Source organism: Neptunomonas sp. XY-337 (assembly GCF_004959845.1).
Taxonomy (GTDB): Bacteria; Pseudomonadota; Gammaproteobacteria; order Pseudomonadales; family Balneatricaceae; genus Neptunomonas; species Neptunomonas marina.
The window spans coordinates 427,799-447,510 of sequence record NZ_SPLL01000002.1 but is presented as its reverse complement, the minus strand read 5'-3'; the positions used below and the strand labels follow the sequence as shown (position 1 = coordinate 447,510).

At 51.6% G+C, this 19,712-nt stretch carries 19 protein-coding genes; 12 read left to right on the top strand and 7 right to left on the bottom strand.

Features of this window, described 5'->3' with window-relative positions:
• Position 1 precedes the first annotated feature (1 nt).
• Together E4L36_RS05675 and E4L36_RS05670 are read right to left on the bottom strand one after the other, a co-directional pair.
• Entirely contained in the window at positions 2 to 730 is a 729-nt protein-coding gene (locus E4L36_RS05675) for a HAMP domain-containing protein (protein WP_136679699.1), read from the bottom strand.
• A 138-nt stretch (positions 731 to 868) separates the two neighbouring features.
• Positions 869 to 1,123, bottom strand: a complete 255-nt coding sequence (locus tag E4L36_RS05670) for a GIY-YIG nuclease family protein (RefSeq protein WP_136679697.1) — start codon at positions 1,121 to 1,123, stop codon at positions 869 to 871.
• Positions 1,124 to 1,368: 245 nt separating this feature from the next.
• On the opposite strand from E4L36_RS05670, the gene E4L36_RS05665 reads away from it, so the two are divergent.
• Complete coding sequence (locus tag E4L36_RS05665; protein WP_136679695.1) at positions 1,369 to 2,577, top strand: cation:proton antiporter; 1,209 nt, start codon at positions 1,369 to 1,371, stop codon at positions 2,575 to 2,577.
• Positions 2,578 to 2,620: 43 nt separating this feature from the next.
• A complete protein-coding gene (locus E4L36_RS05660) occupies positions 2,621 to 3,142 on the top strand; it encodes a hypothetical protein (RefSeq protein ID WP_136679694.1) in 522 nt (173 codons plus the stop codon).
• 10 nt (positions 3,143 to 3,152) lie between these two features.
• Here E4L36_RS05660 and E4L36_RS05655 read toward each other — a convergent pair whose 3' ends face one another.
• A complete protein-coding gene (locus E4L36_RS05655) occupies positions 3,153 to 3,485 on the bottom strand; it encodes a multidrug efflux SMR transporter (RefSeq protein WP_136679692.1) in 333 nt (110 codons plus the stop codon).
• Positions 3,486 to 3,641: 156 nt separating this feature from the next.
• On the opposite strand from E4L36_RS05655, the gene E4L36_RS05650 reads away from it, so the two are divergent.
• The 10 genes from E4L36_RS05650 (at position 3,642) to E4L36_RS05605 (ending at position 16,660) form a co-directional block, all read left to right on the top strand.
• Entirely contained in the window at positions 3,642 to 4,673 is a 1,032-nt protein-coding gene (locus E4L36_RS05650) for a nitronate monooxygenase (RefSeq protein ID WP_136679690.1), read from the top strand.
• A 9-nt stretch (positions 4,674 to 4,682) separates the two neighbouring features.
• The gene (locus E4L36_RS05645; RefSeq protein ID WP_127695413.1) at positions 4,683 to 5,153 is read left to right on the top strand and encodes a DM13 domain-containing protein; all 471 of its coding nucleotides are present in this window, start codon (positions 4,683 to 4,685) and stop codon (positions 5,151 to 5,153) included.
• 20 nt (positions 5,154 to 5,173) lie between these two features.
• Positions 5,174 to 6,172, top strand: a complete 999-nt coding sequence (locus E4L36_RS05640) for a hypothetical protein (RefSeq protein ID WP_136679688.1) — start codon at positions 5,174 to 5,176, stop codon at positions 6,170 to 6,172.
• A 14-nt stretch (positions 6,173 to 6,186) separates the two neighbouring features.
• Positions 6,187 to 6,990, top strand: coding sequence for a class III extradiol ring-cleavage dioxygenase (locus E4L36_RS05635; protein ID WP_136679686.1), 804 nt, complete (start codon positions 6,187 to 6,189; stop codon positions 6,988 to 6,990).
• A 338-nt stretch (positions 6,991 to 7,328) separates the two neighbouring features.
• Positions 7,329 to 8,675, top strand: a complete 1,347-nt coding sequence (locus tag E4L36_RS05630; protein WP_136680038.1) for a sodium-dependent transporter — start codon at positions 7,329 to 7,331, stop codon at positions 8,673 to 8,675.
• 286 nt (positions 8,676 to 8,961) lie between these two features.
• The gene (locus E4L36_RS05625; protein WP_127695419.1) at positions 8,962 to 9,168 is read left to right on the top strand and encodes a cold-shock protein; all 207 of its coding nucleotides are present in this window, start codon (positions 8,962 to 8,964) and stop codon (positions 9,166 to 9,168) included.
• A 247-nt stretch (positions 9,169 to 9,415) separates the two neighbouring features.
• Entirely contained in the window at positions 9,416 to 10,699 is a 1,284-nt protein-coding gene (locus E4L36_RS05620; protein ID WP_136679684.1) for an FAD-binding oxidoreductase, read from the top strand.
• A gap of 49 nt (positions 10,700 to 10,748) precedes the next feature.
• Positions 10,749 to 12,254: a Na+/H+ antiporter NhaC family protein gene (locus tag E4L36_RS05615; protein ID WP_136679682.1), complete on the top strand. Its 1,506-nt coding sequence runs from the start codon at positions 10,749 to 10,751 to the stop codon at positions 12,252 to 12,254.
• A gap of 192 nt (positions 12,255 to 12,446) precedes the next feature.
• A complete protein-coding gene (locus tag E4L36_RS05610) occupies positions 12,447 to 13,529 on the top strand; it encodes an efflux RND transporter periplasmic adaptor subunit (RefSeq protein WP_240770678.1) in 1,083 nt (360 codons plus the stop codon).
• A 5-nt stretch (positions 13,530 to 13,534) separates the two neighbouring features.
• A complete protein-coding gene (locus E4L36_RS05605) occupies positions 13,535 to 16,660 on the top strand; it encodes a multidrug efflux RND transporter permease subunit (protein WP_136679680.1) in 3,126 nt (1,041 codons plus the stop codon).
• An 80-nt stretch (positions 16,661 to 16,740) separates the two neighbouring features.
• Here the strand turns inward: E4L36_RS05605 and E4L36_RS05600 are convergent, their stop codons facing one another.
• The 4 genes from E4L36_RS05600 to E4L36_RS05585 form a co-directional block, all read right to left on the bottom strand.
• Positions 16,741 to 16,968: a DUF1272 domain-containing protein gene (locus E4L36_RS05600; protein ID WP_136679678.1), complete on the bottom strand. Its 228-nt coding sequence runs from the start codon at positions 16,966 to 16,968 to the stop codon at positions 16,741 to 16,743.
• A 118-nt stretch (positions 16,969 to 17,086) separates the two neighbouring features.
• Complete coding sequence (locus E4L36_RS05595; protein WP_136680036.1) at positions 17,087 to 17,722, bottom strand: cupin domain-containing protein; 636 nt, start codon at positions 17,720 to 17,722, stop codon at positions 17,087 to 17,089.
• 25 nt (positions 17,723 to 17,747) lie between these two features.
• Positions 17,748 to 18,401, bottom strand: coding sequence for a TetR/AcrR family transcriptional regulator (locus E4L36_RS05590; protein ID WP_136679676.1), 654 nt, complete (start codon positions 18,399 to 18,401; stop codon positions 17,748 to 17,750).
• A gap of 18 nt (positions 18,402 to 18,419) precedes the next feature.
• Positions 18,420 to 19,697, bottom strand: coding sequence for an FAD-binding oxidoreductase (locus E4L36_RS05585; RefSeq protein ID WP_206064514.1), 1,278 nt, complete (start codon positions 19,695 to 19,697; stop codon positions 18,420 to 18,422).
• Positions 19,698 to 19,712 lie beyond the last annotated feature (15 nt).

Sequence of the window (19,712 nt, the reverse complement as noted above, 5' to 3'; positions counted from 1 at the left end):
GTTATTGCTCCCGCGCTTTATTCGCTTGGCGAATCTTCTTGAACGCAACGGAGAGGCTACGCTGCATACGCGATAGCGAATCAGCCAGTAGGCCGATCTCATCATTGCTGGAGATATCGATGACTGTATTTAAACGCCCTGAGCTGATCTCGCTCGCCTGCTCCGCCAAGCGACGAATCGGCGTGATCAAAAACTTACCGAGCAACAGCACCAAGATCACAAAAATAACTAGGTTCAGTGCTACAACACGCACCACTTCCAGTATCACTTGGAACTGAATGTCCTCTTTGACAAAACGGTCGCTGATATAGACCGAGACCGAACCAATCGCTTTGTCCTCGTAGAACACTGGCGCATCGGAGATAGCGAACGCACCGGTCTGAACAGTGCCGGACGAGCCGATTATCTCCCAATTGTAATCGCGCTCCTTAGCGCCCATCACATCTTTCCCGTCGCTATCGTGCACCACAATCGCTAACACACTGGGCTCAAGCATTTCAGCTTCAATCGAAGCATCAATACGCTCTTTATCCAAATTCCACACAGGGATGGTCAGGTGACGCGCAATCCGTTGGGCCGTTACATTTGCACGGTCTTCCAGTTGAGCTTCCTCCTTGGCGACCACCTCCAGCGCATCATAGACGCCGACTGCGGCGAGAATCGCTGTCGTACAGACCAAAGTGATCATAATAACTTTGCTACGAATCGATCCTGTGTATTGCCTGCTCATTAACTACTCCATTGACTGGTTTGGAACCTGACCGATAATACTTTCGTATAACCCTATACACAACAGGTGTAAAAGCTTTAATTCACGCGCCAAAGCAATCACTAAGGCAAGCGGTATACGCTGCCCTGCGATGACACATTAGTTATTGAGATTTGCGATTAGCGCTAGTTTCTTAGCTCGGCTTAAACGTTTAATGGCCAACTCACGCCGCGTCGCCTCCGCACGAGTCGGTTGCTTTTCTGACCATACCAGAGCAACCGGACGCCTTGCGCGTGTGTATTTGGCACCTTTCCGAGGGTCGTGGTTGTGCTCTTCTACCCGCCGCTCACAATCTGTCGTGATTCCGGCATAGAGTGTTTTATCAGCACATTCGAGGAGATAAACGAACCACACAAAGGGATCTCAATATAGTTATTTTTTTCAACAAGATAGCGCGATGTTAACACACTTTCAGTAGATATTAAGTGATTATGAACCCGTAACCAGAACATCACTAACGCATGGCATGCTGCTCGATATACAGCGGTGTATTGAGCAAAGGCAAGAAACAGATCGTCCTAGATATCAATATAAACAAATTCTAATACTCAGTGATACTATGGCTCTGTAACACGCTCTAGGGATGCCATGGAGGCTCTATGGAAGCACATCAGTTTTTACTTGCTTTACTTATTATTCTGGTCTCGGCACGCATCTTTGGGGAGCTGGCAGCAGCCATCGGAGCCCCGCCAGTCATAGGTGAGCTGGTCGCTGGCATTGTTATTGGCCCTAGCCTATTTGGGTGGGTGGAGAACCATGAGCTAATACACCTATTTGCCGAGGTCGGGGTTATCTTGCTGCTTTTCCAAGTGGGTATGGAAACCGATGTCGAAAAGCTGATTAGCGCAGGGAAAGAGTCAACCATCGTTGCACTGGGCGGTTTTTTTGCGCCATTAATCGCTGGCTTCTGTCTCGCCTACTATCTATTTGATCTGCCCTATTTGGTCGCCCTTTTCATTGGCGGCACCCTCACCGCCACCAGCATCGGCGTGACGGTTCGCGCCTTGACGGACCTTAATAGGCACAACAGCCGCGAAGGACAAATCACGTTAGGTGCAGCCGTATTGGATGATGTGTTGGGCGTTATATTACTCGCGCTGCTCTATGACTTTACCGTTTCGGGGGCCGTTAACTGGGCCAATACCGCTAAGGTGATGATCTTTGTTGGTAGTTTTTTTCTGTTAGCACCCATATTAGCGCGGCTTATGTCCAGCGTTATTCAACACCTCGATACCCGTATTGATAACCCGGGCCTGATACCCACCACCATCGTATCATTGGTGCTCTTCTTTGCATGGGCGGCACATGAGGCAGGCGCACCGGAGTTATTGGGCGGTTTCGCTGCTGGTATCGCTCTTTCGCGCCGTTTTTTCCTACCGTTTGGCCTATCGATGCACGCTCAACCCGCTTTTTCACACAAGATCGAGCGCCAGATGCTGCCCATTATTCAACTGTTCACGCCGATCTTCTTTGTCACCGTGGGGCTATCACTCGACCTCACCACCGTTGATTGGAGCTCGCCGCTATTTTGGTATCTGTCTATCAGCCTGCTAGCTGTCGCGATACTGGCTAAATTCACCGGAGCCATGCTGCTCAAGGAGCCATTGCAGCGCCGCCTTATTATCGGTATTGCAATGATGCCTAGAGGAGAGGTAGGGCTAATATTTGCGGGGATCGGCGCAACAGCGGGCGTATTTGATAACGACGTTTACACCGCGCTCATCGTCGTTATTGTCTATACCACGCTACTGGCGCCTTACCTGATGAAACAGCGGTTTAGAAAAGCACGGCACCCAATCGAGGCCTGATTAGGTTAAGCTGAGCGTACCAAAGACAACAAAGGAGAGGCGTATGGAGCTTCTGCACACAACAGCCGAACATCAGGTCGCGCTCTTTCAATCTGCTGCACTAAATGAAACACACCTGCAACCAACATATCGCCGCTGGATCGTGTGGGCAGCCGCGTTAGCCAGCAAAGATGATGCGGTGGTGCAGTTGATCTCACGCCATATCGAAACACTGCAATCAGACGAGCAATACGCGCTAGAGCACGCACTCAATCGGATGGCGGTCACCAATCCTTACTTCTTTAGTCGCCAGTTCTTCGCGCCTAATGCTGGCGGCAGTTTAGAGGCGCTAGCCATGCCTCCTTTCGCTTCTCTAGGGATCGAAAACGAAACGGCATACCACTATGCATGCATAGCAATTTCGATGATCAATGGCGGTTATGCCTGCTATCAAAGCCATATGAGCAGCTTGCTCCAAGCCGGAGAGACAGATGCAGCGATCGATCAAGCAATGCGCCTAACAGCAGCCGTTTCAGCGTTGCGCCAAGCGACCTTTAATGCCAGAACACTAGCACCCACCAGCTAGGCGATATCTGCTAGTGGCTGGTTGTTTTGGAGATTAAGCTAATCAGCAACACACCGGCCACGATCAGACCAAGCCCAAGCAGTGCAGGTAGATCAAGGCGCTGCCCATACAGTAACCAACCGACCAATGCGATTAACGCAACACCAACACCCGACCAAATCGCATACGCCACACCTAAAGGAATCGACTTTAGGGTGAGCGAGAGAAAGTAAAACGCCAAACCATAGCCCACGACCACAAGGCCTGACGGCAGCAGCCTGGTAAACCCTTCACTTTGCTTAAGTGCAGACGTAGCGACAACCTCCGAGATAATCGCTATCACCAAAAATAGCCAACTCTTCATGCTATGGCCTCAACGTGACGGAAGCTGCCCATTGTAGGGGGCAGGCTTGTGAATAGCTACTTCGCTGCAACGCCGGTATGATCATGAAAACTAAGGAATAGGTTAGCTCTACTAATCAGCCTAAAACGAGACAAGTTGCGCAGATAAGGAGTGTGTATGCAAGCACCGTTAGCCACCCAGTATCCTATTATTCAAGCCCCTATGGCGGGAGTTCAGGATTTCCGTTTAGCAGCGGCAATCTCAAATGCTGGTGGGCTGGGCTCGTTACCTGCTGCGATGCTCAATACAGAGCAACTCGAGCAGGCACTTCTGGCGCTCAGCGAAGCGACCGATAACAGCTATAACGTTAACTTTTTTAGCCACACACAACCTACAGTTCAGCCAGAGCAGATTACGCGCTGGCATGAAGCTCTGGCTCCGCACTTCGCCAAGTTTAATATTGACCCCAGCACACTCACGGGAGGCGCTTCACGACAACCGTTCAATGAAGCGGCCGCTGAGGTACTCGAGCGCTTCAAGCCAGCCTATGTCAGCTTTCACTTTGGCTTGCCAGACAAAGCGCTATTGGAACGAGTTAAACGCTGCGGCAGCGTGGTTATCTCCTCCGCCACTAGCACTGCCGAGGCGATATGGTTGGAGCAAAACGGCGCAGATATCATTGTTGCACAAGGCCTAGAGGCCGGCGGGCATCGCGGTCACTTTTTGGATAGACAGGTCGAACACCAAATGGGGACATTCGCCTTACTACCCCAAGTTATTGCAGCCGTTAGCTGCCCCGTTGTTGCTGCAGGAGGCATCGCAGATTCCAAGGGTATCAATGCAGCCCTTACGCTCGGTGCCTGCGCTGTTCAGTTAGGTACCACCTTCCTGCTCTGCGATGAAGCCACAACCAGCCCACTGCATCGCGCCGCCTTGCAAAGTGAGGACGCAAACCATACGGCTCTCACCAACCTTTTCTCCGGTGGCGCTGCACGCGGTATCGTCAATGGCGTTATGCGGGACCTTGGAGCCATGAATGAAGCCGCACCGCCTTTTCCTCTTGCTTCAACGGCGATCACCGCACTTCGACAAGCTGCTGAAGCACAAAATAACAGCGATTATTCACCGCTATGGTGCGGTCAAAACAGATCTGGGTGCCAATCCATTCCCGCAGCTGAGCTACTCTATAGACTGTGCCAAGACATCTAGGAGATCACTATGTTTAAAATGCTATCGTTGGTTGTTTCACACACCGCTACAGCACTCGCAGGTTTCGCTCTCGGCATCTATATGCTGCCCATTTTAATGGCGCCCTCTGCGCCACCGGAGAATGCGGTACAGCAAGTCGAGCAGGCTGCAACCTATCGCACGACATTCAGTAAAGAGCGCGCCGACAGTGATTTTCTGCACTGGGGCGAGGGCGATGTGTTTATCTCAGCAAAAGAGATCGCTTTCTCTGGTGAGCTAGCCCCAGGCCCTGCTTACAAGCTTTATCTCTCACCGGTGTATGTAGAGACAGAAGCGGCATTTGCCGAGCACCAAAGTAAGATGTTGAAAGTGGGAGATATCGCGACCTTTGATCGTTTCGTCGTGCCACTGGGTGATAACGTCGACCTGAGCCAATACAATAGCGTTATCGTGTGGTGTGAGTCTTTTGATCAATACATCACATCAGCACAGTTTAAGTAGCACATCATTAGAGGTAGTTCGTGTACAGCGATGACGATTTAAACCAAGCCGTTGATGCAGGCGTATTAACGGCCGAAGACGTGGGCCGCTTTCGTTCCTTTATCAGTGAGCAGCAACACACCCAATCAGTCGATGAAGAGCATATCCGACTCGTCAGCGGCTTTAACGACATCTTCGTTTTAATCGCGTGTGCACTAACACTGACAGCCCTCTACTTTGTAACAACCGCCCTAAACGATCTGCTCGGTAGTCTCCTACTCGCTTTTGGCGCATGGGGTTTGAGCGAGTACTTCACGAAGCGTCGACATATGGCCCTGCCCTCTATTGCGCTCTTGCTTGCTTTTACTGGCGCAGGTTTTGGTGTGGGTTGGCAACTGAGCGGCGCAATACCTGATGACCTGCCCGCGCGCTTTATGGTGGCCAGCGGCGTAGCAGCCGCCGCTGCCACGCTGCACTGGTGGCGATTTCAGGTGCCAATCACCATTGCGGCAGGTACCGCTGCATTGGTCGCTATGATCTTTTCGTTTGTTTTGGTTGAGTTCCCCGATCAGGAGCAACTCGCAAGCATAGTGATGCTTAGCTTAGGCGTTGGTGTGTTCCTCTTTGCGATGCGCTGGGATATATCAGATCTACAGCGCACTACCCGTCGTTCTGATGTGGCATTTTGGCTCCACTTACTCGCTTCACCACTGATTATCCATCCGATTTTTTTACTCGCAGGCGTGCTAGAGATGGACAACAGCATCACCGCGGCAGTCGCGACATTAGCGATCTACCTTGTTATCGGCTTGATCTCGTTATTGGTAGATCGCAGAGCGCTGCTCGTCTCTGCATTGTTCTATGTGATCTATACATTGAGTAGCTTGTTTGAAAATTACGGTGCCATTGAGCTCAATATTGCACTGGCCGCCATGGTCATCGGCTCTTTGTTGCTACTACTATCGGTTTTCTGGCGTAACTGCCGCGAACAACTCCTGCGCGCTGCCCCTGCAACTTTGCTGCGCTACCTTCCTCGCTAACACAGGCCATCCATATGTCAGATATCCTCCTTGCTCCTGTTCTGTTTCTGCCACATGGTGGTGGGCCACTGCCACTACTTGGTGAACCTAGCCATAAGCCGTTTGTGGACTGGCTCTCAACGCTAGCGCCTAACCTTCCAAGGCCTAAAGCGATTCTGGTCATCAGCGCGCACTGGGAAACCCCCGTCCCCAGCGTAACGGCCAGTGAAGATCCAGGTATCGTGCACGATTATTACGGCTTTCCCGAGGCGGCTTACAAAATAGAGTATCCAGTCAAAGGGAGCCCGGCACTCTCACGAACGGTTATCGCGCTCTTAAAGCAACAGGGGATGCTAGCGGTACAAGATGAGCTGCGCCCACTCGATCACGGCGTGTTTGTGCCCTTAACACTGCTCTACCCCAATGCCGATATCCCCTGCGTCCAGCTATCTTTGCTAGATCATTTAAACCCCGAAACCCACATTGAGCTAGGCGAAGCATTGCGCGAATTACGCAAGAAAGGCGTTTTGATCATCGGTTCCGGCTTGAGCTTTCACAACTTGAAAGTATTTTTTGACCGCCAAGCGGATGGCGCTCGAGGCGAACAATTTGACCAATGGCTAACGGACACCTGCTGTGCGCCGAATCACAGTTACGCCGCACGTTGCGAGCGTTTGATCAATTGGGAAACTGCACCCGAGGCGCGCTACTGCCACCCACGTGAAGAGCACCTCCTCCCATTACACGTCTGCCTAGGTGCTGGCGGCGATGCTCCTGCTGAGCATGTCTTCTCGGACTATATGCTCCGCCAGAAGGTGAGCGGATATCTGTGGCGCTAATAAAGAACACCTCCCTGCTGATGCATAGCAGATAATTTACACTTTTGCGGCGTAAACCTTTTAACACACGCGACTTTGCTTGCAACGGCTACGAAGTCGCTATAGTGTTCGACCTCCCAGTTAGAGTCCAAAAGATGAGACGGGCGATCAACACACAACTACGTCGTGTTTGTTGCGATCCAACAAAGCCGATCAGGTAGTCCAGCGCTAGCTTGCGAGCTAGGTTTTGTGTATTCGTATCATCAGCTCCTCACTTTGGCTTAATCGAATAGAGATAACAGGAGTATCTGGTGAGCAACCATACCGAGATCAACCCAGCGGCTCGCGCAGGCAGCCCCATGTGGTCATCGCGTCTAGCTTTCATCCTAGCGGCAACCGGCTCTGCAGTGGGCTTAGGAAATATCTGGAAGTTCCCGTATATCACAGGAGAGAACGGCGGCGGCGCATTCGTCGTTGTCTATCTGCTGTGTATTGCGATGATCGGTATCCCCATCATGATCGCCGAAGTCAGCCTCGGCCGCCGTGGTCGATTAAGCCCGATTAATACGATGAAGCAGCTCGCGCGTGCTGATGGCGCCTCGCAAAACTGGAAGTACCTCGGCTGGATGGGCGTGATCGCGGCGTTTTTGATTCTCTCTTTCTATTCAGTCATTGGTGGTTGGTCGCTCTCTTATATCGGCCACGCCTTCTCCGGCGAGTTTGAAGGTGCTGGCAGCGATAAAATTGGGGCAATCTTCGGCGCTATGCTATCCAGCCCTGAAACACTGATGATCTGGCATTCGGTATTTTTGCTTATCGTTGTCGCTATCTTATCCCAGGGTATTCGCTCTGGCTTGGAGAAAGCGGTAAACGTCCTCATGCCCATGCTCTTCTTGCTGTTGCTCGTGATGGTTGGCTACGCGATGTCAACAAGCCAGTTTTCGCAAGCGGTCGACTTTTTATTCACGCCGGATTTCTCAAAGCTCACAACAGAGGGCATATTAAGTGCGTTAGGTCATGCCTTCTTTACGCTAAGCCTCGGCTCCTGCGCCATGATGGCCTATGGCTCATTCTTACCCAGCCAAGTTTCTGTGGCGCGTACCGCGATCACCGTTTCAGTCATCGACACTGTTGTCGCACTGCTGGCAGGTTTGGCGATCTTCCCGCTGGCTTTTGCAAACGGACTTGAACCAAGTGCAGGCCCTGGCTTGATCTTCCAAACCCTGCCAATCGCGTTTGGGCAGATGCCTGCTGGCACGTTCTTCGCGACACTGTTCTTCTCTCTGCTTTTGATCGCTGCAATTACATCGGCGATCTCAATGCTGGAGCCTTTGATTGAATGGCTGGAGGAGCAACGGGGCATCAACCGTAAAGTGGCCGCTTTGATTGCGGGCGTGCTGGTATGGAGTGTCGGGCTTCTAACGGTGTTCTCGTTTAACAATTGGGCAGACCTACACCCGCTGTCATTTGTGCCCGTCTTCGCTGAGAAAACCTTCTTTGATATTTTCGACTACCTGACCGCCAATATCATGCTGCCACTGGGAGGCTTGTTTATTGTGGTGTACTTCGCCTGGTTTATGAATCCAGACGCCGCGCGCCATGAGGTGGGGATTAAGTCCGATAATGTATACCGATTGACTCATTTCGTTATGCGCTATGTTTCACCGGCTCTTGTTCTGATTGTCTTTCTCTATAACCTACTGTAACGAGTGACCTTTTATGGGGCAAAGCTCATTAGCTTGCCCCTAATTGAGCCAGCTGAAAATTGTTTGCTGAATACACTGAAGTTTGAATTGACACTTAATTTCATCACTCGCTATACTCGGCGTTGCTTTAGATTTCACCGATTTATGTTTCAATGCGAAGCCTTTAACGAGTGCCTCGTCCTGTAATTCATAATTTCTAGAAAGCTTTTGCACCAAAAAATTTACGCTGTTAATGCAAAACTGCATTTTCAGTACTTCCAATAGATTGAGTTTATAGGACTAATTAATGTCTAAGATTACTGGCACAGTTAAATGGTTTAACGAAGAGAAAGGCTTCGGCTTCATTCAACAAGAAAACGGCCCAGACGTTTTCGCTCACTTCAGCGCTATCCAAGGTGACGGCTACCGTACACTGGCTGAAGGTCAGCAAGTTGAGTTTGAAGTAACGCAAGGCCAAAAAGGCCCACAAGCGGAAAACATCACTAAGCTGTAATATCCGGTATTATCACTTCGCTTCTATCGACTCGATAGTAAGCAAAAAAAGCATGGCTAACGCCGTGCTTTTTTATTTGTATTATAAATCAAAGAGATACACACCCTCCTTACGTATAACAGAATATCTCTACAAATATCCCCTTCGGGGTATAGCTGTTAATACCTGCCAAGCTCTATCTTAAAAACTCAATACAAGTGCGTGGCTTGTTCACGCACGAGACACTGTTCATTGGTAGAGAGCAATTATGGCAAAACCTTCCCACACCGGATCTTACTATGCAGCTTCAGCGAACGACACTCGCCTGCGTCCTCAACTCAACGAGGAGATTTCGGTCGATGTCTGTATCGTTGGTGCTGGTTTCACCGGCATGTCGACAGCGCTTCATTTAGCAGAACAGGGCTTTCGTGTCGCTGTACTTGAAGCTAGCCGCATCGGTTTCGGGGCGTCTGGACGCAACGGTGGACAAATCGTCCATAGCTATAGCCGTGATATCGATTTTATCGAGCAGCACTATGGCGAAAAAACAGCCGCTACGATGGGCGCTATGGCCTTCGAAGGCGGACAAATTCTGCGCCGTTTCGTGAGCGATTACAGTATCGACTGCGATTTAAAGCCAGGTGGTATCTTCGCTGCATGCAACAAGAAACAGTTCCGCGAGCTTGAAAGCAAAAAGGCGTTGTGGGAACGCTATGGTCACAAACAGCTCACCCTTTTAGATGCGACACAAACGCAGCAGCACGTTGGCTCAGATCGTTATGAGGGCGCGCTACTCGACGACTCCGGCGGCCACTTCCACCCCTTAAACCTCGTGCTAGGCGAAGCCGCAGCGCTGGAATCGTTAGGAGGGGTTATCTATGAGGATAGCGCGGTCACAGAAATTAAACCGGGCAACAAAGCGACAGTATGCACGGCCCAAGGCAGTGTGACAGCCGATTTTGTCGTTGTTGCAGGTAACGCCTATCAGACAGGCCTGCTTCCTAAGCAAGAGAGCAAATCGATGCCCTGCGGTACGCAAGTCATTGCGACGGAGCCGCTGTCTAAAGATCAGCAGCAAGCACTGTTGCCAAACGATCACTGCGTGGAAGACTGCAACTATCTGCTCGATTATTACCGCATCTCTGGCGACGGCCGTCTGATCTACGGCGGCGGCGTTACTTATGGTGCGCGCGAGCCGGACAAGATCGAAGCGCTGATCGTACCTAAGATGCTCAAAACCTTCCCTGAGCTAAAAGGCACTAAAGTCGACTTTGCATGGACAGGTAACTTCCTGTTAACCCTGATGCGTCTGCCGCAATTCGGCCGCATTGAAAACAACATCTATTACGCTCAGGGCTACAGTGGCCACGGCGTTACAAGTTCGCATCTCGCTGGCAAAGTGCTGAGCGATGCTATCCAGAACCAAGCCGAGCGCTTCGATGTGCTCGCCAGCCTGCCGCAGTATCCGTTCCCTGGCGGGCGTGCTCTTCGCATCCCTTATACAGCTATGGGTGCTTGGTATTACGACCTTCGGGACAAGCTAGGAATCTAGGCACCCAAGGACGCTTCTCTTTTATAACAAATATAAACAAGGTGTATTTATGAATACCGATGTCGCTACGCCCGACACATTGAGTTCGAGTGCTTTGCCCCCGCGGTCGTTACGTGCCACCAGCCGCTGGGTGCTGTTTTTTGCCGCAATTATGGGCGGTTTTGTTTATCTATCTTCTACCCATGAAAGTGGAACACCCTACGGCGGGCTGAGCTTATTGCCCGCTATTTTGATCTTGATCGTTGCGGTCATTACCAAAAAACCGCTCGAGTCTATCTTCTCAGGTATTGTAGCGGGGCTCTTGTTACTCGACCCTAGCAACTTAATCACCGGTCTTGGTGATATCTCAATGAGTGTTGTTATGGATGAAACGATCGCATGGATCGTTCTGGTGTGCGGCATGATGGGCGGCTTGATCAATATGCTGGAGCGCGGCGGTAGCGTTTTAAGCTTTGGTGAACTGCTCGCTTCTCGTATCAAGTCAAAGCGCGCGACCATGCTCACAACCTGTACCTTGGGCGTGATGGTATTTATCGATGACTACCTAAACTCACTGGCCGTTTCAGCGTCAATGAAAAACCTAACAGACCGCTACCGCATCTCCCGCGAGAAGCTCGCCTTCTTGGTGGACTCCACGGCAGCGCCCGTCTGTATTCTGGTGCCGGTTTCGACGTGGGCGGTCTATTTCGCAGCCTTGCTGGAAGAGAACGGAGCGGCATCTAAGGGTGAAGGGATGTCTCTCTACATCGAAGCGATCCCTTACATGGCCTACGGCTGGATCGCGCTAATGGTGGTATTTTTGGTCGCAGCTGGCATTTTAGGTGACATCGGCCCAATGAAAGATGCTGAGATGCGCGCACAAGCAGGCCAGCCGGTTCCTGATGGTTGCGCACAAGATGGCTTCGATACTGGCAAGCTACCAAAAACGCATCCCGTTGTTGGGCTGATGAACTTTCTATTACCGATGGCGGTGTTGGTGGCTGCCAGTGTTTACTACGAGATCGACCTTTTGCTAGGCGCACTCGTCGCATCTCTTTTCACTATGATTCTCTATTTTTGGCAAAACCTGCTGTCGTTTGGTGAGCTAGTTGACGCCATGCTCGATGGCTTTAAAGTGATGCTTCACCCCATCGCCGTGGTCTGTGCAGGCTTTATGCTCAAAGACGTTAATGACCAGCTTGGCATGACACCTTACATTATTGAGTCCCTCACGCCTTGGCTATCTCCCGCCCTGCTGCCGGCACTAGTATTCGCTGCCATGGCCGCTGTGGTATTTGCCACAGGATCAAGCTGGGGTGTTTTCGTGGTATCGCTACCGATCGTAATTCCTATGGCCATGTCCATGGACATGTCGATGCCTCTCACCGTTGGCGCTCTGCTATCTGCATCGGCTTTTGGTAGCCACGCTTGTTTCTTCAGTGATTCAACGGTGCTGTCATCTCAGGGTTCTGGATGTACCGCAATGCAGCACGCATTAACACAGATCCCCTACGCGTTGATTGGTGCTGTTATTACCTTTGCAGCCCTCCTTGCGCTCGGTTTTGCATTCGCTTAAAACCATACTTTTTTGAGACCGGCCTGTGTGCCGGTCTCACCGCCGATCTTCACTTCTTATGTAAATCTCTATTCTAAGCTGGTATTTCTCCCGCTATTGCTCATTATTAAAGAATGAACACTGAACTTTTGCTCTAAGCGTGTACACTAAGCGCTTATTCTGACGTTTCGTCATCTATTGTTAGAGGGGCTTATGACTAACAGAATTATCTCTGCAATGCTATTCACATCGCTGAGCATAACGCTCTGGGCGGCAGATACACCCGCACCGGCCGTAGTGGTTGATCAAGTTAAGCGCGTTGAGGTTTCTTCCGGATTTCAGACGGTTGGCCGCGTGGAAGCCACTGAGCGTGTGGACATACTTGCGCGAGTCTCCGGCTTTTTAGAGAAGCAGTCCTTCGTGGAAGGTTCCGACGTTACCCAAGGTAGCGAACTCTTCCTGATCGAGAAAGATAGCTACCAAATCGCCCTACAACAGGCGCAAGCACAACTGGCTGGGGCTCAAGCCACCCAGAAAAACGCGCGCACCGAGTTAACTCGCGCACAAGCGCTGAAAAAGAGAAACGCCGTCTCCCAAGCCCAGCTCGATCAAAAAGCGGCCGAGTACGACCAAGCCAAAGCGAGTGTTTTGCAAGCACAAGCAGGCGTTAAGCGTGCACAGCTCGATCTTAGCTACACCCAAGTAACAAGCCCCATCGCCGGTCGTATCGGTAAAGCAAATTTTTCAACCGGCAATCTGGTAACCCCCTCCAGTGGAGTATTGGCAACCGTCGTTAACTTAGATCCCATTTATGTTGAGATATCCGTAAGTGAGAAGCTACTCATCGATGCGAGACGCCAAGGGATTAACACTGAAAACCCGCCGTTTGCGCCACGTTTGATTTTGGCAGATGGTAGCCAGTATGAGCATCTAGGCGAGTTCAACTTTGTTGACCCCGAAGTCGATCCAAATACTGATACCATTGGTGTCCGCGCCACCTTCCCAAATCCAGCTCATGTGTTGCTACCTGGCCAGTTTGTAACAGTGAAAATAGAGACGAAGCAACCTCAATTTGCCCTCACCGTGCCGCAGTCAGCCGTGCAAAAAGATCGTGAAGGGTTCTTCGTGTTAGCGGTTGACCGCAACAATATCGCCCAAATCCGCCGTGTTGATGTAGGGGAGCAGTTTGAAGGGCTATGGGCCATTAAGTCTGGGCTTGATCAGGGAGATCGCGTTATCGTAGAGGGCTTGCAGAAGGCTAAGCCCGGCAAACCTGTTACCCCAACACAGGAGTAAGCAGGATGTTCTCTCTGTTTTTCATCAACCGCCCCAAGTTTGCACTGGTCATCTCGATTGTGATGATCATCGCGGGTGGGCTAGCGCTGTTGGCGCTCCCCGTCGCAGAATATCCTGATATCGCGCCACCGAAAGTACAAGTCACCGCCAGCTACCCTGGCGCAAACGCCGAGGTGATCGAAAAGGCCGTCGCAGCCCCCATTGAGGCGCAGATTAACGGCGTCGAGAACATGCTGTATATGTCCTCAACGAGCAGCAATAACGGTAGCTACACGCTTGATATCACCTTTAAAGTTGGCACCGATGGCGACCAAGCCGCCGTCAACGTGCAGAACCGCGTTGCGCTCGCCCAGTCGTTGCTACCTCAAGAGGTTGTGCGCCAAGGCGTCACCACGCGTAAGCAAGCATCTGACATGCTCTTGATCGTGAACCTGTTCTCGCCCAACGGCACCCATGACGGCTTATTCCTGAGCAACTATGCCTCCATCAATATTCAGGATCAGTTAGCACGTATTAATGGCGTAGGTTCAGCAAGCCAGTTTGGCCCGCTCGACTATGGCATGCGCATCTGGCTGGACCCAGACAGAATGACCGCCCTAAATCTGAGTACTACAGAGGTCAGCAACGCGATTCGCCAGCAAAATATTCAGGCCTCGGTGGGTATCATTGGGCAAGCACCTGTTGATCTCAACCAACAACTCCAATACAACTTACGCGCCGAAGGCCGTTTGAACTCGCCTAGCGCTTTTGAAGACATTCTAATACGCGCGAATCCCGATGGTTCTAGCGTGCGGCTGAAGGATATCGCGCGGGTCGAGCTAGGTTCGCAAAGCTATAGCGCGGCCAGCCGACTGAATGGAGCCCCCTCCGCGGCTATCGTGATCTACCAGACCCCAGGTGCTAACGCATTAGATGTGGCGAATCAGATCTACAGCGAACTAGAGCGTTTGAGCACCCGCTTCCCTGACGATCTGGAATACAAAATCACCTATGACACCACCCAAGCTGTACGCGCCTCATTGAAAGAGGTGGTGGAAACCCTTGGCATAACCTTTGTGTTGGTTATTTTGGTCACCTATCTCTTCTTAGCGGATTGGCGCGCCACACTGATTCCAGCGGCAACCATCCCTGTCTCTTTAATCGCCACCTTCGCGGTGTTGAGTGTGGTGGGTTTCTCGGTGAATACCATCTCGTTATTCGCTCTGATTCTGGCTATCGGTATCGTCGTGGATGATGCCATTGTGGTGGTGGAGAACGTGAAACGGCATATGGCTGATGACAACCTCAGTGCGCCAGACGCAACTCGCGTTGCCATGAAAGAGGTTTTTGGGCCGGTTATCGCAACCACATTAGTTTTGATGGCCGTTTTTGTTCCTGTTGCGTTTATGCCCGGTCTCACCGGTAAACTCTACACAGAGTTCGCGCTGACGATCTCGGTGGCGGTCGCGTTTTCATCACTAAACGCATTAACGCTGTCCCCTGCGCTATGCGCTTTGTTATTGAAGTCGGGTAACGCACCTGAACGGGGCTTTTTTCATTGGTTCGATGCTCGCGTCGATAACCTTCGTACTGGCTACCTTAAACAAGCAACGTTTTTAAACCGCCACCTACTCTTTAGCGCTGGATTGCTCGCTGCAATAACGGCAGGCGTAGTGTATATGTTCAATACAGTCCCAACAGGTTTCATTCCCTATGAGGACAAGGGTGCGGTATTCGTGAATATTCAGCTGCCAGATGGTGCATCGCTCAATCGTACCAATGAGGTGCTAAGCGAAGTCGAGGAGATACTCGAAGCGCAGCCCGGCGTGCGTGAGGTGGTTGGAGTGTCGGGGTTCAGCCTACTGGGCGGCGCTGCATCCAATGGTGCCGTCGCGATTCCCATCTTTACCCACTGGGACGAGCGCCAAGATCCATCGTTAGCTTGGTATAAAATACTTGGCGATATCAACCAAAAAGTCTCAGGGATTGCTGGTGCTAATGTCTTTGCATTTCCGCCACCGCCTATCCCGGGGTTAGGTACCGCCGGAGGCCTAGAAGCACAAGTGCTTGATTTAAATAACGGCACACCTTTAGAGCTCTCTCAAGCGGTGAACAGTTTGGTGATTGCGGCAAACCAAAGCGATAAGTTTGCGCAGGTTTTCAGCACTTTCTCCTCCAACGTACCTCAGTTGGAGCTGATCGTAGACCGTCGCAAGGCAGAAAGCCTTGGGGTACCGGTAGCGGAGCTTTTTGGCACGCTCCAGTCATATTTAGGTTCGAGCTACATCAACGACTTCAACCTGTATGGCAAGAACTACCGCGTCATGATGCAGGCTGATGCCCAGTTCCGCGACAACATAGACGATATCTCCTCATTGCATGTACGCAGTACCAGTGGGGCACAAATTCCTATTGGCTCACTTGTTCAGGTCGAGACCGTACTTGGCCCGCAGTCATTAACACGCTTCAACCAGCGCCGTACCGCTAACTTAAATGCCACGCCAAGCAATAATGTCAGCTCTGGTGCCGCCATCGCCGAGCTGGAACAGCTTGCCGCCGAGGTACTACCGGATGGCTATGTACTCGAGTGGACTGGCACCACACAGCAAGAGCAAGAGTCGAGCGGTTACGCAGTCATGATTATGGGTTTGGCGATACTCTTCGCGTACCTGTTCTTGGTTGCTCAATACGAGAGCTGGACGATCCCTATGTCGGTGATGATCTCTATCGTCGTGGCACTCTTTGGTGCACTGATTCCCATGTACCTTTTGCCATTTCTCGACAACAACCTTTACGCCCAGATCGGTATCGTGATGCTGATCGGCCTAGCTGCAAAGTCTGCCATTCTGATTGTGGAGTTTGCCAAGGCACGCCGTGAAGAGGGCGAGTCGATCCTAGAAGCGGCTGCCAACGCAGCAAGCCTGCGCTTTAGAGCCGTGTTGATGACCGCCCTATCCTTTATTTTGGGTGTACTACCGCTGGTATTTGCCTCTGGCGCTGGGGCAGCAAGCCGCATCTCAATTGGCTTTGTTGTACTGGCGGGTATGGTGGCCGCAACGGTCATCGGCTTAGTGTTTATTCCGTCACTCTACGTCATGATGCAACGCTTGCGCGAGCGCGTTAAAGGTACGCAACCTAAGGTAGACCAATAAAGCTTTACCACCACTCACCGCCAGTGGCGTTAAAACCAATAAGGGCAGGATATCCTGCCCTTTTTCGTGTTCTCTGGTAACTAAACGGCTGAAGTTGATGAAGCTCCGTTCAACGGGCTTACCATAGCAGATACCGGCAAGCTCGGGCGCTCAACCAGCTTGCTGCCATGGTTAGGGCAAATATGATTTAAGTGCTCACGGGCGCAAGTGAGGCAAAATGTGCACTCATAAGCGCAAATGACCGCTTTTGGAGAGTTGGGTGGGAGCACTTCGCCACAGCACTCACAGGTGGGTTTCAATTCCAACATAATATGCAAACTCCTTTTCGCCGAGATAAACACGAGGGCTATCAATCCGTGCCCCGCGCTTCATCTACCAAGCTTAGAAAAGAAATCGGCTTTTTCCACAAAGAACGCGTGGTTTTATCTACAACCATTGTTTAATGAACAGTAAACTCGCGGTACTCGCAGTCACACGTAAAACCGACTGGCTTTTCGGGATGCGTAGCCAATCTCGCGCCATCCATCGCCATCCTGACGACTCAAGCGCTCCCGCTATCACGAGTACTTCGATCCGCTGCCCGATAATATCCAACAGGAACTCTTCACCGGCTGGTAAACGCACTAGGTTTACGGTCTCAATCGCGCTCGTATGTAGCTCTTGTACTTGCCGGCTCAAAATTGGCGCATCTTGCCATGCAGCTATGCGCACAACATCGCTATAGTGTGGATCAAACTGGTTCAGCTTGACGAATATCTCACAGCCTTCGTGACTAAAAGGCGCATGCTCACTGCCGGGCGGGTTACGCAGATAGGTACCTGCGGGGTAGTCTCCTGACTCATCAGAAAATACGCCCGATAGCACCAAGATCTCCTCGCCTTGTGGGTGCGGATGGGATGAGAACGATGCGCCCGCGGCATAGCTCACAATACTGGTGGTATGGCCCGATTCAGCCGCCGCACGTTCTAGCGGCTGACGCAGCACCCCCGCCATTGGGCTGGGTAACCATGGCTGATCAGCATTGTGAATCAGCAAAGGCTGAGTCATATCCATGTTTAGCATCATCGTCTCGCTTTATACGTCTTCGTTATTCGCTAAGGTGGGCCTTTAATAGCGCACAGAGCATCAACTTGGTATCTGCCAGCGTCCGCTTAGCCCGCTCCCCTTTTTGATTAACCACCACCAGAAACGCGGCATGGCTGCACTCAAGGTATAGGCGTGCGAGCCGCTCGCGCTCATTGATACGGCGCTTAATCCCCATCCGTTTAAACAATTCTGCCATGTAGGAGATCACCATCGCATCGTGCTGCTGATCTAGCTCACGTAGCTCGGGCACAGAGAACATCGCCTGTACCAAGGCTAAAACCGCTCTCTGACGCTGATAAACCTTAAGGTTTCTCGCCAACATCGCATCAACTAATGTCTCCAGAGGCGTGCTCTCGATATCCCACTGCACCATATCCAGCAGCGCACGCTCAATCTCATCTAACCACTGTTTACCTATTGCATAGAGAATGGCGTACTTATTGGGGTAGTAGTGATATAAGGCGCCGACGGAAATTCCCACCTCTTTGGCAATGAGAGCAGTGCTTAAATCATCAAGCCCAACCTGCTCCAATAATGTATTGGTAACATCAAGAATCTGCTGGTTACGCTGCTTCGCGCGCCCTTGCACTTGGCTACTGCGCGCTTCCAGCTCCTGAGATTGCTGCCGGGCAACGACCTGTCGTTTCGAAACCATCTCTCTTTTTCCCTGACATTACAGCCGATCGCGGAGCGCGTAATATAACATGCCCGCTACCAATCCCGGCCAGCGCAACAAGGTGCCTCCTGGAAAGGTTCGGGTGGGTAGCTGAGTAAAGGTTTCAAAGCGCTCGCTTTGCCCACCGATCGCTTCAGCCAACAACTTGCCGCCCAACGTTGCTAATGCTACACCGTGGCCAGAGTATCCCTGCGCAACCCACGTATGTTGATCCAGACGCGCAAAATGGGGCATTCGGTTCAGTGTGATGGCTAGCGTGCCGCCCCAGCCATAATCGATCTGTACATCTTGCAGCTCAGGATAAAACTCCAACATATGCTTGCGTACAAACTGTTTGATGTCGCTGGGGAAGCGCCGTGTATAGTTCTCTCCGCCCCCCCAAAGTAAGCGATTATCCGCAGACAGCTTGAAGTAATTGATCACAAAACGTGAGTCCGCTACCGCAACGTCGTCACGATTAATTTTGTGAGCCAGTGTATCCGGCAACGGCTCAGTGGCCAAAATGAAATTATTGATCGGCATGATCTTACCGGCAATGCGTGGTTCCAGCTTCTCCAGATAGCCATTGCAGGCCAATACAACCGACGCAGCGCTCACATGCCCTTGCGCTGTTTTTACCACCACACCCGCGGCGTTTTTTTGTATCTCCGTCACCCGAGATTGCTCAAAGATCGCCACACCGGCTTGCGTACACGCGTTCGCGAGACCTAGCGCGTAGTTCAAAGGATGGAGATGCGCCGCATCTTGCCAATACTCACCACCATGGTAATGATCTGTGCCCAACAGGTCGGCAACCTCCTGCCTATCAACATAACGGATTGCGTTATAGCGCAGCCTATCCTGCTTGTAACGGACCGAGGCTTGCATCTCTTTGGCATGGCCCGCTTTGTTTGCCACATGCAACACCCCTGATTTTAGGTCGCAGTCGATCTTATGCTTGGCAATGAGCGCCTTCACTAGATCAACCGACTCCAGAGAGAGCTGCCAGAGCCTATCCGCGCCATCTTTACCTAGCGAATCGCTCAGCTCATCATGATCCATATTGTGACCTTGGCAAACTTGGCCGCCATTGCGCCCTGATGCTCCCCACCCGACACGCTCGGCATCGAGTAACACCACCGAGTGGCCTTGCTCGGCCAGATGCAAAGCCGCAGAAAGCCCAGTAAAGCCAGCACCCACGATACAAACATCCGCTGTTTGCTCTCCTTGTAGCCTCGGATGTTCAGAGACACCTTTCGCGGTTGCTGCATAGTAGGAATCAATATGGCCCATCATGAGTACGGCTCTCTC

Coding starts and splice junctions, on each gene's coding strand:
- E4L36_RS05665 (WP_136679695.1), top strand. CDS start 1,369: ATGGAAGCACATCAGTTTTTACTTGCTTTACTTATTATTCTGGTCTCG.
- E4L36_RS05605 (WP_136679680.1), top strand. CDS start 13,535: ATGTTCTCTCTGTTTTTCATCAACCGCCCCAAGTTTGCACTGGTCATC.
- E4L36_RS05625 (WP_127695419.1), top strand. CDS start 8,962: ATGTCTAAGATTACTGGCACAGTTAAATGGTTTAACGAAGAGAAAGGC.
- E4L36_RS05655 (WP_136679692.1), bottom strand. CDS start 3,485: ATGAAGAGTTGGCTATTTTTGGTGATAGCGATTATCTCGGAGGTTGTC.
- E4L36_RS05600 (WP_136679678.1), bottom strand. CDS start 16,968: ATGTTGGAATTGAAACCCACCTGTGAGTGCTGTGGCGAAGTGCTCCCA.
- E4L36_RS05660 (WP_136679694.1), top strand. CDS start 2,621: ATGGAGCTTCTGCACACAACAGCCGAACATCAGGTCGCGCTCTTTCAA.
- E4L36_RS05635 (WP_136679686.1), top strand. CDS start 6,187: ATGTCAGATATCCTCCTTGCTCCTGTTCTGTTTCTGCCACATGGTGGT.
- E4L36_RS05675 (WP_136679699.1), bottom strand. CDS start 730: ATGAGCAGGCAATACACAGGATCGATTCGTAGCAAAGTTATTATGATC.
- E4L36_RS05585 (WP_206064514.1), bottom strand. CDS start 19,697: ATGATGGGCCATATTGATTCCTACTATGCAGCAACCGCGAAAGGTGTC.
- E4L36_RS05615 (WP_136679682.1), top strand. CDS start 10,749: ATGAATACCGATGTCGCTACGCCCGACACATTGAGTTCGAGTGCTTTG.
- E4L36_RS05620 (WP_136679684.1), top strand. CDS start 9,416: ATGGCAAAACCTTCCCACACCGGATCTTACTATGCAGCTTCAGCGAAC.
- E4L36_RS05650 (WP_136679690.1), top strand. CDS start 3,642: ATGCAAGCACCGTTAGCCACCCAGTATCCTATTATTCAAGCCCCTATG.
- E4L36_RS05590 (WP_136679676.1), bottom strand. CDS start 18,401: ATGGTTTCGAAACGACAGGTCGTTGCCCGGCAGCAATCTCAGGAGCTG.
- E4L36_RS05645 (WP_127695413.1), top strand. CDS start 4,683: ATGTTTAAAATGCTATCGTTGGTTGTTTCACACACCGCTACAGCACTC.
- E4L36_RS05610 (WP_240770678.1), top strand. CDS start 12,447: ATGACTAACAGAATTATCTCTGCAATGCTATTCACATCGCTGAGCATA.
- E4L36_RS05630 (WP_136680038.1), top strand. CDS start 7,329: ATGTGGTCATCGCGTCTAGCTTTCATCCTAGCGGCAACCGGCTCTGCA.
- E4L36_RS05595 (WP_136680036.1), bottom strand. CDS start 17,722: ATGCTAAACATGGATATGACTCAGCCTTTGCTGATTCACAATGCTGAT.